General features: G+C 71.4%; 14 protein-coding genes. 1 reads left to right on the top strand and 13 read right to left on the bottom strand.

The annotated features are described in order from the left end of the window. Nucleotides 1-228: 228 nt before the first annotated feature. Nucleotides 229-888 (top strand): alpha-ketoglutarate-dependent dioxygenase AlkB, encoded by a 660-nt coding sequence (locus ABZ707_RS23855; RefSeq protein ID WP_360178499.1) that lies wholly within the window; start codon nt 229-231, stop codon nt 886-888. Nucleotides 889-926: 38 nt separating this feature from the next. On the opposite strand, the gene ABZ707_RS23850 is transcribed toward ABZ707_RS23855, so the two are convergent. From ABZ707_RS23850 to ABZ707_RS23790, 13 genes are all read right to left on the bottom strand, one after another. Continuing rightward, entirely contained in the window at nt 927-1,202 is a 276-nt protein-coding gene (locus tag ABZ707_RS23850; RefSeq protein ID WP_360178496.1) for a GlsB/YeaQ/YmgE family stress response membrane protein, read from the bottom strand. 166 nt (nt 1,203-1,368) lie between these two features. After that, the gene (locus ABZ707_RS23845) at nt 1,369-1,761 is read right to left on the bottom strand and encodes a YccF domain-containing protein (RefSeq protein ID WP_360178494.1); all 393 of its coding nucleotides are present in this window, start codon (nt 1,759-1,761) and stop codon (nt 1,369-1,371) included. Further along, nucleotides 1,758-2,621 (bottom strand): zinc metalloprotease HtpX, encoded by an 864-nt coding sequence (gene htpX, locus ABZ707_RS23840; RefSeq protein WP_360178491.1) that lies wholly within the window; start codon nt 2,619-2,621, stop codon nt 1,758-1,760. The genes ABZ707_RS23845 and htpX overlap by 4 nt, the downstream gene beginning before the upstream one ends. Nucleotides 2,622-2,863: 242 nt before the next feature. Continuing rightward, nucleotides 2,864-4,408 carry an NADH-quinone oxidoreductase subunit N gene (locus ABZ707_RS23835; protein ID WP_360178488.1) on the bottom strand — a complete coding sequence of 515 codons (1,545 nt, stop codon included), beginning with the start codon at nt 4,406-4,408 and terminating at the stop codon, nt 2,864-2,866. Continuing rightward, entirely contained in the window at nt 4,405-6,009 is a 1,605-nt protein-coding gene (locus ABZ707_RS23830) for an NADH-quinone oxidoreductase subunit M (protein WP_360178485.1), read from the bottom strand. The genes ABZ707_RS23835 and ABZ707_RS23830 overlap by 4 nt, the downstream gene beginning before the upstream one ends. A 3-nt stretch (nt 6,010-6,012) precedes the next feature. Then, complete coding sequence (locus ABZ707_RS23825) at nt 6,013-8,019, bottom strand: NADH-quinone oxidoreductase subunit L (protein WP_360178482.1); 2,007 nt, start codon at nt 8,017-8,019, stop codon at nt 6,013-6,015. Next, nucleotides 8,016-8,423, bottom strand: coding sequence for an NADH-quinone oxidoreductase subunit NuoK (nuoK, locus tag ABZ707_RS23820; RefSeq protein ID WP_360178479.1), 408 nt, complete (start codon nt 8,421-8,423; stop codon nt 8,016-8,018). Before nuoK ends, ABZ707_RS23825 begins: the two co-directional genes overlap by 4 nt. Continuing rightward, on the bottom strand, nt 8,423-9,049 hold the full coding sequence (locus ABZ707_RS23815; RefSeq protein WP_360178476.1) for an NADH-quinone oxidoreductase subunit J: 627 nt from the start codon (nt 9,047-9,049) through the stop codon (nt 8,423-8,425). Before ABZ707_RS23815 ends, nuoK begins: the two co-directional genes overlap by 1 nt. After that, complete coding sequence (locus tag ABZ707_RS23810; RefSeq protein ID WP_360178473.1) at nt 9,046-9,609, bottom strand: NADH-quinone oxidoreductase subunit I; 564 nt, start codon at nt 9,607-9,609, stop codon at nt 9,046-9,048. Before ABZ707_RS23810 ends, ABZ707_RS23815 begins: the two co-directional genes overlap by 4 nt. Beyond that, entirely contained in the window at nt 9,609-10,577 is a 969-nt protein-coding gene (locus ABZ707_RS23805) for a complex I subunit 1 family protein (RefSeq protein ID WP_360178470.1), read from the bottom strand. Before ABZ707_RS23805 ends, ABZ707_RS23810 begins: the two co-directional genes overlap by 1 nt. Then, on the bottom strand, nt 10,574-11,761 hold the full coding sequence (locus ABZ707_RS23800) for an NADH-quinone oxidoreductase subunit C (RefSeq protein ID WP_360178467.1): 1,188 nt from the start codon (nt 11,759-11,761) through the stop codon (nt 10,574-10,576). Before ABZ707_RS23800 ends, ABZ707_RS23805 begins: the two co-directional genes overlap by 4 nt. After that, complete coding sequence (locus ABZ707_RS23795) at nt 11,758-12,369, bottom strand: NADH-quinone oxidoreductase subunit B family protein (RefSeq protein ID WP_360178464.1); 612 nt, start codon at nt 12,367-12,369, stop codon at nt 11,758-11,760. Before ABZ707_RS23795 ends, ABZ707_RS23800 begins: the two co-directional genes overlap by 4 nt. Then, nucleotides 12,360-12,752 carry an NADH-quinone oxidoreductase subunit A gene (locus ABZ707_RS23790; protein WP_360178461.1) on the bottom strand — a complete coding sequence of 131 codons (393 nt, stop codon included), beginning with the start codon at nt 12,750-12,752 and terminating at the stop codon, nt 12,360-12,362. The genes ABZ707_RS23795 and ABZ707_RS23790 overlap by 10 nt, the downstream gene beginning before the upstream one ends. Nucleotides 12,753-12,861: the final 109 nt, after the last annotated feature.

Below are 12,861 nucleotides of genomic sequence, written 5' to 3'. Positions count from 1 at the left end.
CCGCCTCCGTGCCCTCCCCGGGGACGTGACGCCGGAGCCGTGGCGGGCCCGGCGGTCGGATCCGTCACCCCCGGATCTCCTCGCCCCCGGCCTCCTCACTCGTCGACGGCGGAAGGCGCCGTGCGGAGAGGAACAAGCGATGACCGTGTACACGACGATCGAAGGACCGCCGGCGACCGGGCCCGAGCGTGGTGAACGGCTTCCCGGGCCGGGGGGTGCGCCGGTGTCATGACCGGAGAGCTCTTCCCCCGGCCACGGACGGTCGTCACGCCCGGGGCCGTGCATGTGCCGGCCTGGCTGTCCGAGGAGCGGCAGCGGGAGCTGGTCGAGGCGTGCCGGGGCTGGGCGCGCGGCCCGGTGCCGATCCGGCACACCGTGCTGCCGGGCGGCGGTGTCATGTCCGTACAGACGGTCTGCGTCGGCTGGCACTGGCAGCCCTACCGCTACACCCGGACCGCCGGGGATGTGAACGGCGCCCCCGTCGCGGCGTTTCCCGACTGGCTCGTGCGGCTGGGCCGCGCGGCGGTGACCGAGGCGTACGGCGACGCGGCGGCCGGTGCCGCTTACACCCCGGACACCGCGCTGATCAACTTCTATGACAGCGGCGCCAGGATGGGGATGCATCAGGACAAGGACGAGAAGTCCAGTGCCCCGGTGGTGTCCCTGAGCATCGGCGACGACTGCGTCTTCCGCTTCGGCAACACGGAGCACCGGGGGCGGCCGTACACGGATGTCGCCCTCTTCTCGGGCGATCTCTTCGTCTTCGGCGGGCCGGCCCGCCTCGCGTATCACGGGGTGCCCCGGATCCGTCCCGGGACCGCCGACCCCGCGACGGGCCTCAGCGGCGGACGGCTGAACATCACCCTGCGGGAGACCGGCCTCGGCTAGGACGTGCCGGGACGGCACCTGGGCCGGTGGCCGGGGCGTCAGCGCTCCCGCGACCTGGAGTGGCCGAAGAGGATCCGGTAGACGATCAGCAGGACGAGCGCCCCGCCGATGGCCGCGACCCAGGTGGCACCGTCGTAGAACTGCTTGTTGATGGGGTGGTCGAGCCAGCGGGCCGATATCCAGCCGCCGATGAAGGCTCCCGCCACACCGATGAGCGTGGTGCCGATCAGCCCGCCGGGGTCCCGGCCCGGGAGCAGGATCTTGGCGACGGCTCCGGCGAGCAGTCCGAGAATGATCCAACTGATGATGCCCATGCCATCAACCTGCCTTTCGTGCCGTGTTGCCCCGTAGGACGCCGCGAGAGCGGGGAACGGTTGCGGGCATCGAGGGGGCGCGGCCCACGGCGCATGGCCTGACCTGGCCCTCGGGCTCCGGCGGGGTCAGCGGGCGTCGTACCGGGCCGGTGGCGGCCGGGCGGGGTCAGCGGGCCGCGAAGGGACGGTCCGTGGGCACGATCTCCTTGCCGAGCGGCATCAGCGAGACCGGGATCAGCTTGAAGTTGGCGAAGCCGAGCGGGATGCCGATGATCGTGACGCAGAGCGCGATACCGGTCAGGACATGGCCGAGAGCGAGCCACCAGCCGGCGAGAACCAGCCACAGGACATTGCCGACACAGGAGGGCGCGCCGGCGTCCGGGCGCTCGACGGCCGCGTACCCGAAGGGCCACAAGGCGTAGATCCCAATGCGGAAGGCGGCCACGCCGAAGGGTATTCCGATGATCGTGAGGCACAGCAGCGCGCCCGCCAGCAGGTAGCCGAGGCACATCCAGAGTCCGCACAGGACGAGCCATATGACATTGAGGACTGTCTTCATGGTCGAGGACCTGCCATCTGCTCCAGCCGGGCGACCCGCTCCGCGGTCGGCGGATGCGTGGAGAACAGCTTCGCGAACCCCTGCCCGGGCCTGAAGGGATTCACAATCATCATGTGACTGGCGGTCTCGATGCGCGGCTCGGGCGGCAGCGGAAGCTGCTTCGTCCCGGCATCGAGCTTGCGCAGCGCGCTGGCCAGAGCGAGCGGGTCACCGGTGATCTGCGCGCCGGAGGCGTCCGCCGCGTACTCCCGCGAGCGGCTCACCGCGAGCTGGATGACGGAGGCCGCGAGCGGGCCCAGGATCATGATCAGCAGCAGGCCGAAGATGCCGGGCCCCTCGTCGTCGTCGGAGCGGCCGACGGGGATGAGCCAGGCGAAGTTCACCAGGAACATCACGACCGACGCGAGGGCCCCGGCGACCGAGGAGATCAGGATGTCCCGGTTGTAGACATGGCTCAGTTCGTGCCCGAGGACACCGCGCAGCTCACGCTGGTCGAGGATCTGCAGGATCCCCTCCGTGCAGCAGACGGCGGCGTTGCGCGGGTTACGCCCGGTGGCGAACGCGTTGGGGGCCTGGGTGGGCGAGATGTACAGCCGCGGCATGGGCTGGCGGGCGGCGGTCGAGAGCTCGCGGACCATGCGGTAGAGCTCGGGCGCCTCGAATTCGCTGACGGGCCGGGCACGCATGGCGCGCAGTGCGAGCTTGTCGCTGTTCCAGTAGGCGTACGCGTTGGTACCGACCGCCACCAGAACGGCGACGATCAGCCCCGTCCGGCCGAAGAAACTGCCGATCGCGATGATGAGGGCGGACAGGCCCCCGAGGAGTAGGGCAGTCCTGAGTCCGTTGTGCCGGCGGTGCACGGTACGCCCTCCAAGTGGTGCGGCAGGGGAACCCTTTTCCTGATGCTGCCTGTTGCGCTCCACTCTTCAGTGGACCCTTGCGTACAGGTGAACGCCAGGCGGGCGGCGCGGGTTCCCTTGTGCCGTCGGGGCAGGGCGTACGCCGAACGGGTGCCGTGTCGGGGAGGGCGCCCGACGGTCCGGAAACCGGGCCGCCGTCTCGCAAGCCGGCGGTCACAGCGGAGGGCTGTCGCGGGGCCGTCTCAGAAGAGGCCGATGTCCGTGAAGCGCAGGACGAGCTGCGGCGCCACGGACAGGACGATGCCGACGACGGCGGTCATGACAATGGCCACCGTGAGCGCCGCCGGGGCCTCCAGCACCGCCTGCCCGGCCTGCCCGGCCCGGATGCCCGGGGCCGCCGGCTCCTGCCGGCCCTCCGGGGCCCGGAAGAGGATCGCCGTCCACCGGAGGTAGTAGGCGAGGGCGATGACCACATTGACGGCCATCACAACGGCGAGCCAGCCGAGGCCCGCGTCGACGGCCGCCGAGAAGACGGTGACCTTCGCGAACAGGCCGATGACGCCGGGCGGCAGCCCGGCCAGGCAGAGCAGGAAGAAAGCCATCGCGAGGGCGACGAGGGGCCGCCGCGCGTAGAGGCCACGGTAGTCCGAGACACGGTTCAGCGGGTTCGTACGGGCCACGAGCGCGGCGACGGCGAAGGCGCCGAGGTTCACCACGGCGTACATCAGGGCGTACGCGACGGTGGAGCCGATCTGTTTGTCGCCCGCGTACGCCGCGGCGGCGACCGGCACCAGGAAGTAGCCCGCCTGGGCCACCGACGACCAGGCGAGCAGCCGTACCGCGCTCCGGGCGCGGCCGGCCGGCTGCCGCAGCGCGGCGACATTGCCGACGGTCATGGTGAGCGCGGCGATGACCGCGACGACCGGCCCCCACACGTCCCCGTACGCGGGGAAGGCGACGACGGTCACCAGGATGAGGCCCGAGAAGCCGACCGCCTTGCCGACGACGGAGAGATACGCGGCGACGGGCAGGGGCGCGCCGACATAGGTGTCGGGGACCCAGAAGTGGAAGGGGGCCGCGGCCGTCTTGAAGGCGAAGCCGACGAGCGTGAGGGCGATGCCCGCCTTGGCGAGGGTGTCCAGTTGGCCCGGGACCTGATCGAGCCGTTCGGCGATCCGGCTGAGGTACAGGGTGCCGGTCGCGGCGTAGACAAAGCTGACGCCGAGCAGCATCACGGCGGTCGCGGTGACGGAGGAGAGGAAGAACTTCAGCGCGGCCTCGGCGGAGAGCCGGTCGCCGCGCCGGAGTCCGACCAGGGCGAAGGCGGGGAGGGAGGCGACTTCGAGGGCCACCACCAGGGTCGCGAGATCGCGGGCGGCGGGCAGCAGGGCCGCGCCGGCCGCCGAGGCGAGCAGCAGGAACCAGAACTCACCCATGGGGAGCTTCCGGTTCCCGGTGAGCGACAGCAGCGCCGTGAGCAGCGCCCCGCCGAGCACCAGGAGCTGGATGGCCAGCGCGAAGCGGTCGACGGTGTAACTGCAGGCGGCCGCGTCCGTGGTGAGGCAGAACGTCGAACGGCCCCCGCCGCGCAGCGGGACCAGAGTGATGAGCGCGGCGATCAGGCCGGCGATCGCGACACCGCCGAGGAGCGGCTTGCGGTGCTCCGGTACGAAGAGGTCCGCGACCAGGACGATCAGCGCGACCGCGGCGGTGAGGGTGGGAGGCGCGATCGCGAGCCAGTCGACGGACTGGACGAGGCTGGCGGCGCTCTCGGCGGCCACGGTCACGACTTGCCTCCTGAGAGGAGCTTCTGCACGGCCGGGTCGGTGAGGCCGAGGAGGACCGCGGGCCAGAGTCCGGCGAGGACGGTCAGGGCGACGAGCGGGGTCCAGGCGGCGTATTCATACGGCTGGACATCGGCGAGGGGCGGCGCCGCCGGGGCCTTCGCGCCCATGCAGACGCGGCGCACGACGATCAGGAGGTACGCCGCGGTGAGCAGGGTGCCGAAGCCGGCGACGGCCATGAAGGTGAGGAAGGCGGGGCGGTTCAGCCCGTCCGCCGGGGCGAAGGCGCCGAACATGGTGAGCATCTCGCCCCAGAATCCCGCGAGGCCGGGCAGGCCGAGGGAGGCGACGGCCGCGAAGGCGAGCAGGCCGCCGAGGCGCGGGGCGCGGCCGTAGAGCGCGGCTCCGGCGGCCCCGGAGAGGGTGTCGAGGTCGGCGGTGCCGTAGCGGTCCTTGACCCCTCCGACCACGAAGAACAGCAGGCCGGTGACGAGGCCGTGGGCGATGTTGGCGAAGAGCGCGCCGTTGACACCGGTGGGGGTCATGGTCGCGATGCCGAGCAGGACGAAGCCCATGTGGCCGACGGAGGAGTAGGCGATCAGCCGTTTGAGGTCGCCGCCGGCGCCCTGCCGGGCGAGCGCGAGACAGGCGAGGGAGCCGTAGACGATGCCGACGACGGCCAGGGCACCGAGCCAGGGCGCGAAGGACCGCATCCCGTCCGGCGCGATCGGGAGCACGATACGGACGAAGCCATACGTACCCATCTTGAGCAGCACACCGGCGAGCAGGACGGAGCCCACGGTCGGGGCGGCGGTGTGGGCGTCCGGCAGCCAGCTGTGCAGAGGCCACATCGGCGTCTTCACCGCGAGGCCGAGACCGATCGCGAGAACGGCGATGACCTGCACGGATGTGCTGAGACCCCGGCCGTTGTCAGTGGCCAGTGCCACCATGTCGAAGGTGCCCGCCTTGAGCCCGATGAGGAGCAGGCCCAGCAGCATGATCACGGAACCGAGCAGCGTGTAGAGGATGAATTTCGAGGCGGCGGCCTGCCTGCCGCCGGTGACGCCTTCCGAACCGCCCCAGCGGGCGATCAGGAAGTACATCGGGATCAGCACCATCTCGAAGGCGAGGAAGAAGAGCACCAGGTCGAGGACGGCGAAGGTGGCGAGGGTGCCGGATTCGAGGAGAAGCAGCAGGGCGACGAACGCCTTGGGCGAGGGGCCGGCGGCGCCGGGCGCCCGCTGCTGCTTGGCGTAGCTGTGGAGCGCGCAGAGGAAGGTCAGCAGCGCGGTGAGGACCAGAAGGGGGAGCGAAATGCCGTCGATGCCGAGGTGGATCCGGACGTCCAGCGCCGCGATCCAGCTGATGTCCGTCGTGGCCTGCATTCTTGACGGGTGGTCGTGGTCGAAGCCGAGGGCCAGCACGATCGCGGCGACCAGGATGGCGCCGGTCACGGTCACGCCGTGGCGGAGCACGGCCTGGTCGGGGCTTTTGCCGCGCAGCCCGGGAGGGGCCGGGAGAAGCGCGCCCACGGCGCCGACGAGCGGCCCCGCGACGATCAACGCGAGAAGGGCCTGCATCACGGATTCACTGATATCGATCACGGCTCACGCTCCGGCGGCGACGAGTACGGCGGCGATCGCCAGGAGGACGGAGCCGGCGAGCAGGGCGCTGAGATAGGTCTGCACATTGCCGGTCTGCGCGCGCCGTACGGCGTCGCCGAGCCGGCGGCTGCCGGCCCCCGCGGCGCGTACGTACGCGTCGATGACCTCCCGGTCGAGGAAGCGGACGAGCTGGGCCGCTGCCAGGACGGGACGTACGAAGAGGGTGTGGTGGACGGCGTCGAGATGGAAGCCGGACGCCGCGTGACGGTGGAGCGGGCCCAGCAGCAGACGGGCGGGGTCGGCCGGGTCGGAGGCCGCCGCGATGTCGCCGTAGACGGGTACGTGCGTCTCGATGGCTTCCGCCTCGGAGAGGGCGGGTTCGCCGCCGGGATGGGCGGTGACGGCACCGATCGGTGTCCGGGCGGCCAGGGCTGTGGTGTGGCGCCAGCTCCCGTAGGTGACCAGACCGCCGACGAGCGCGACCCCGGTGCCCAGGATGGAGGTGGTGAGGTTCGGGGCGAGGCTGTGTCCGTCGAACCAGCGCGGAAGCAGTCCGACGGTCAGCCCGAGGGCGAGGGAGGGGATGGCCAGCACCCAGAGGACGGCGTTCATCACGACGGGTCCGCCGCCGTGGTCGGGGGCGTCCACGCCATGGCCGCGGAAGGCCAGCAGCCAGAGGCGGGTGGCGTACGCGGCGGTGAGGAGCGCGGTGGCCAGTCCGGCGATCAGCACGGTCCAGCCCGCGGCGCCCGGGGCGACGCCGGACTCGCCGAGGGCGGTGTGCTCGGCGGCGACCAGGACCGATTCCTTGGAGAAGAAGCCCGCGAACGGAGGGATCGCGGCGAGCGCGAGCAGCCCGATCGTCATCGTCCAGTAGGCGTCCGGGATGCGCTTGGGCAGACCGCGCATCCGGGACATGGTGGCGAGCGAGTTGGTGCCGGCGGCATGGATGATCACGCCGGCGCCGAGGAAGAGAAGAGCCTTGAAGGCGCCGTGCGAGAGGAGATGGAAGACGGCCGCGCCCCGGTCGCCGACGGCCAGGGCCCCCGACATGTAGCCGAGTTGGCCGATGGTCGAGTAGGCGAGCACGCGTTTGATGTCGTCCTGGGCGAGGGCCGCGAGGGCCGAGCCGACCATCGTGACGGCCGCCATCACGGCCAGGACGAGCAGGGCGGCCCGCGACGCGGCGAAGACGGGCAGCAGCCTGGCCACGAAGTAGATACCGGCGGCGACCATCGTCGCGGCGTGGATGAGTGCGGAGACGGGCGTGGGGCCCGCCATCGCGTCGGGCAGCCAGGTGTGCAGCGGGAACTGCGCGGACTTGCCCGCCACTCCGGCGAGCAGCAGCAGCGCGATCAGGGTGGGGTGGTCGAGCCCGCCGTCGGCGACCGTCTCCAGCACACCGGTGATACGGAAGGTGCCGGCGTCGGCCGCGAGCGCGAACAGCCCGAACAGGAAGGGGACGTCGCCCAGCTTGGTGACCAGGAACGCCTTCAGCGAGGCGGCACGCGCCTCGGGCGTCTCCCAGTAGTGGCCGACGAGGAAGTAGGAGCAGATGCCCATGATCTCCCAGCCGACCAGCAGCACCATCAGGTCGCCGGAGTAGACGACGAGCAGCATCGCGGAGGTGAAGAGGGAGACAAGAGCCGCGTACGAGGGGTAGCGCGCGTCGTCGCGCAGATAGCCCGTCGAGTAGAGCTGCACACAGGACGCGACCACGGCGACGAGGACGGCGACCAGGGCCGCGAAGCCGTCGATGTGCAGGGCCAGGTCGACGGGGACGGAGCCGGTGGGGGTGAGCCGGGTCGCGGCGTCCAGCGGCGGCGTTCCGTCACCGGCGCCACCGCCCAGGCGTACGGCCACGACCACGGCGAGGGCGGCCGACGCCAGGGGCGGCAGGACGGCCAGCGGGCGGACGAAACCGGGTGAGGTACGGCCGAGCAGCAGTCCGGCGACGGCTCCGAGGAACGGAAGGAGGGGGACGAGGACGGCGAGGGTCGTGGTGGTCACGCGGTGGCCTCAGTCTTCTGTGCCGGGGCGGTGGTTTCCTCCGGCTCGGCGCCCTCGGTGCCTTCTGTGCCGTCGGTGTCGTCCGTGCCGTCGTCCGGGTGCTCGGCGGTGTCCCTGAGCTTGTCCACGTCCGGGGTGCCGCGGTTGCGGTAGACCATCAGGACAATCGCCAGTCCGATGCCGATCTCCGCGGCGGCGACGGCGATGACGAAGAGGGTGAGCGCCTGGCCGGTGTGGAGGGTGTCGCGCAGCCAGACGTCGAAGGCGACCAGGTTGAGGTTCACGGCGTTGAGCATCAGCTCGACGGACATCAGGACGAGGATCGCGTTCCGGCGCGCGAGTACTCCGTACACCCCGGTGCAGAACAGCAGGGCCGCGAGTACGGCGGGATAGGCGAGATGCATCAGCGCTGCTCCTTGCCGCTGCGGTCGGCGGCGGCGCTGCCGGGTGCGCCGTTGTCGTCGGCCGCTCCGCTGTCCTTGCGGGACAGGACGATCGCGCCGACCAGCGCGGCCAGCAGAAGGACGGAGAGCGCTTCGAAGGGCAGTACCCAGTACCGGAACAGGATCCGGCCCGACACCTCGGTGGAGCCCTGGGCCGGTCCCTCCAGGTCGATCCAGGTCGTACGGAACGCGTCCACGACCACCCAGACCAGGGCGGCCGCCGCGGCGACGGCCACGGCCAGCGCGACGGGCCGGTTCTCCGAATCGGCGTCCGGGGAACGGCCGATGGGCGCCTTGGTGAGCATCAGACCGAACAGCAGGAGGACCACCACGGAACCGACATAGATCAGGACCTGCACCCAGGCGATGAACTCCGCCGTCAGCAGCAGGTATTCGACGGCCAGCCCGCCCAGTGCCACGACCAGCCAGAGCGCGGCATGGACGAGTTGCCTGGTCGTCACGGAGACCAGGGCCGCGCCGAGGGTGACGAGACCGACGAGGACAAAGGCTATTTCGACGCCGCTCGGTGAGAGGAAACCGTGTCCGGACGCGGCGGACACGGCCGAGGCGGTTGCCGCGAGGCTCACTCGCCCTCCTCCTGTTCCCGTGTGTGCTCCTGCTGTCGCGCGGCGGCCTGCTTCTCGGCCGTCTTGCGGGCGGCGGCGATCTCCTTCGGCTCTTCCGCCCCCGGGTCGAGCGCGGGCGGCGCCGGCACCGTCCACATCCACTCGCGGAGCTTGTCCCGCTCGTGGGTGAGTTCACGGATGTCCGTCTCCGCGTACTCGAACTCCGGCGACCAGAAAAGCGCGTCGAAAGGACAGACCTCGATGCAGATACCGCAGTACATGCAGAGCGCGAAGTCGATGGCGAACCGGTCGAGGACGTTACGGCTCCGCTCCCGGCCGCCGGGGACGGCCGCCGGGACCGTCTCCTTGTGGGAGTCGATGTAGATGCACCAGTCGGGGCACTCACGGGCACAGAGCATGCAGACCGTGCAGTTCTCCTCGAACAGCCCGATCACCCCGCGGCTGCGGGGCGGTAGTTCGGGCTGGGCTTCCGGATACTGCGCGGTGACGGACTTCTTCGTCATGGTCCGCAGGGTGACCGCCAGGCCCTTGGCCAGGCCGGAGCCGGGGATCGGGGGCATCAGTTGATCGCCACCTTCACGATGCCGGTGAGCGCGATCTGCGCGAGAGCGAGGGGGATGAGTCCGGTCCAGGCGAGCTTCTGGAGCTGGTCCTCCCGCAGCCGCGGATAGCTCACCCGCAGCCAGATGACGACAAAAGCGAGGACGGCCGTCTTGAGGAGGGTCCAGACCCAGCCGAGCCCGTCGGCTCCGAGCGGTCCGTGCCAGCCGCCGAGGAAAAGGACGGTGGTCAGCCCGCAGAGGACGACGATGCCCGCGTACTCCGCGAGCAGGAACAGCGCGAAGCGCAGCCCGGTGTACTCGGTGTAGGCGCCGAAGATGATCTCGGAGTCGGCCACCGGCATGTCGAAGGGCGGGCGCTGGAGTTCGGCGAGGCCGGCGGTGAAGAAGACCAGGGCGCCGATGATCTGCCACGGCAGCCACCACCACTGGAAGGCGTCGAGGATGCCGGGCAGGGAGACCGTGCCCGCCGCCATCGCGACGGAGGCGGCGGCGAGCAGCATCGGCAGCTCGTACGCGAGGAGCTGCGCGGCGGTACGCAGACCGCCGAGCAGCGAGAACTTGTTGGCCGAGGCCCAGCCCGCCATGAGCGAGCCGAGCACTCCCACACCCATCACGGCGAGCACGAAGAAGATGCCGGCGTCGACGACCTGGCCGACCGCGCCGGAGCCCGGGCCGATCGGAATGGCCACCAGGACGAGCAGATACGGCAGGAGGGCGACGGCCGGAGCGAGCTGGAAGACACGGCGGTCGGCGTCCGCCGGGACCACGTCCTCCTTCTGCGCGAACTTCACGCCGTCGGCGACGAGCTGGGCCCAGCCGTGGAAGCCGCCGGCGTACATGGGACCGAGGCGGCCCTGCATATGGGCCATCACCTTGTGTTCGGTCTGCCCGACGACAAGCGGGAGGACCAGGAACACGGCGAAGACGACGACCAGCCGGAGGGCGACGTCGAGTACGTCGTTCACGCGTCTCCTTCTGGGCGGTCGCTCTCGGGGGCGTCGGTGGGGGCGGCCCGCTCGGGTCCGTCGGGCTCGTCGGGCACGGCCCTGCCGGGCCGGTCCTGCTGGGCCCGGCGGCCGGGCCGGTCCTCCGCCTCGGCGTCGCCGTCGCCGTCGCCGCCGTTCTCGAAGGCCGGGCGGGGGTGGTGCCACGGGGCGTCCGGTGCGGACGGCTCGCGCCGCTGGGACGCCGAGCCCCCCGACGCGCTCCGCGTCCGGCGGCCCGGTGCGGCGCCCGGCGTACCGGGCGCGGCCTCTCCGGTGGTGTCCGCCGCGCCGGTGCCTTCCTCGCGTGCCGGTTCCGGTGCCGCCGACGGCGCGGGCCCGGTCTCCCCCGGCGTCACTCCGGCACCGCCGGTCCGTGGCCGCGCGGGCCGGCTCGCCGAGCCCTCGGACGCGCCGCGTGTCCGGCGCGGCGGCGCCGTGCCCTCCGGCTGTTCGCCCGCCGGGCCCTCCGGGACACCCCGGGCCCCACGGGCCGGCCGGTCGCCGGCGGCGCGGGCCGTCCGGGCGGGGCGGCTGGGCGCCGGGGGGAGCTGGCCCTTGAGCGGACCCCATTCGTTCGGGTCGGGGACACCGGGCGGGAGCATCTGGCGGCGCCGGGGCCCGCCGTGTTCCGCGCCCGCAGCGGGCTCCCCCGGCTCCTTGGCGCCCGGCCACGCCTTGGCGACACGCGCGGCGAGGACGAAGTCCTTGCGCAGCGGATGGCCCTCGAAGGTCTCGGGAAGAAGAAGCGGGGCCAGGTTCGGATGGCCGGTGAAGGAGACGCCGAACATCTCGTGCGTCTCCCGCTCGTGCCAGCCGGCTCCCGCGTAGACCCCGACGGCCGTGGGCAGCACGGCGGCCGCATGCGGGACGGTCGTACGGACCAGCAGCCGGCGGACCGTACCGCCCTCCAGCGCGGCCACATGGGCGCAGACCCGGAAGCCCGTGCCCGGTTCGTCGACCGCGCTCAGCCAGTCGAAGTAGGTGCAGCGCAGCCGGTCACGGGCGGTTTCGAGAGCGTCGATCCACGCCTCGGGCGGGACGTCGACGGTCAGGAGGTCATAGGCGCGCTCGGCCGTGGCGTCCGCGCCGAAGATCTCGGTGACGGCGTCCGGCAGCCGGTCGTGGTCGTTCGGCGCGTGCGCGTTCCGGTCGTGGGCGTTCACGTGGTGCTCTCCCCGGGCGTGGGCGGGGCTTGGACCAGGCCGCTGCGCAGCGCGGCGGCCGAGGGCCGGCCTCCCGAGCCGTAGCGCTCGCCGAGCGACTCCCTGGCGATCTTCTCCTGGAGCTTCAGAATGCCCTGGAGCAGCGCCTCGGGGCGCGGCGGGCAGCCCGGTACATAGACGTCGACGGGGATGATCTGGTCGACGCCCTTGGTCACGGAGTAGGAGTCCCAGTACGGGCCGCCGCAGTTGGAGCAGGCGCCGAAGGAGATCACGTACTTGGGCTCGGGCATCTGCTCGTACAGCCGCTTCACCGCGGGCGCCATCTTGTCCGTGACCGTGCCGGACACCACCATCAGGTCGGCCTGGCGCGGTCCCGGTGCGAAGGGGATCACACCGAGCCGGATGAAGTCGTGCCGGGCCATGGAGGCGGCGATGAACTCGATCGCGCAGCAGGCCAGCCCGAAGTTGAAGACCCAGAGGCTGTAGCGGCGGCCCCAGTTGAGGACCACCTTCATCGGCTCGGGGGCCAGGCGGGAGAGCACGCCGAGACGTTTCACCGCGGGGCCGCTCTCGGGCAGCACCGGCAGCGACTGCGGGGTCACGTCCATTCGAGGACGCCCTTCTTCCATGCGTAGAGCAGTCCCACGGCCAGGAAGCCGAGGAAGATGAACATCTCGACCAGTGTCGTGGCGCCGTAGCCGGGAGCGGCGAAGACGGTCGCCCACGGGAACAGAAAGATCGAGTCGACCGCGAAGATCACATACAGGAACGCGTAGACGTAGTAGCGGACCTGGGTGTGCGCCCAGCCCTCGCCGACGGGGTCGACACCGCATTCGTAGGTGAGCAGCTTCTCCGGCGTCGGCACCACCGGCCGCAGCAGCCGGCCCGCTCCGAAGGCCACGGCGACGAACAGCGCGCCGACGACCGCGAGCAGTCCGACCACCGAATAGCTCTGGAAGTAGTCCGACGCGAGAACGGTCGGTTCCGGCACGTCCGTCCCTCGCTCCCTGACCCGTAGCGTCTTCGACGATCTGTACGGACGGGAGTCTAGGCCCTGTTAAAGAGACGGTAAGCAGGTGCGTCTCGCACAGGGGGGTTAC

Origin of the sequence: Streptomyces sp. NPDC006923 (genome assembly GCF_040635655.1) — a bacterium.
Classification (GTDB): domain Bacteria; phylum Actinomycetota; class Actinomycetes; order Streptomycetales; family Streptomycetaceae; genus Streptomyces.
Note: the sequence above shows the minus strand (reverse complement) of the source record. Positions and strands in the feature narration are given on the sequence as shown.

Excerpts from the sequence above, each read along its gene's own strand:
- ABZ707_RS23855 (WP_360178499.1), top strand. The coding sequence starts at position 229 with ATGACCGGAGAGCTCTTCCCCCGGCCACGGACGGTCGTCACGCCCGGG.
- ABZ707_RS23850 (WP_360178496.1), bottom strand. The coding sequence starts at position 1,202 with ATGGGCATCATCAGTTGGATCATTCTCGGACTGCTCGCCGGAGCCGTC.
- ABZ707_RS23845 (WP_360178494.1), bottom strand. The coding sequence starts at position 1,761 with ATGAAGACAGTCCTCAATGTCATATGGCTCGTCCTGTGCGGACTCTGG.
- nuoK (WP_360178479.1), bottom strand. The coding sequence starts at position 8,423 with ATGCATCTCGCCTATCCCGCCGTACTCGCGGCCCTGCTGTTCTGCACC.
- ABZ707_RS23810 (WP_360178473.1), bottom strand. The coding sequence starts at position 9,609 with ATGCCCCCGATCCCCGGCTCCGGCCTGGCCAAGGGCCTGGCGGTCACC.
- ABZ707_RS23795 (WP_360178464.1), bottom strand. The coding sequence starts at position 12,369 with ATGGACGTGACCCCGCAGTCGCTGCCGGTGCTGCCCGAGAGCGGCCCC.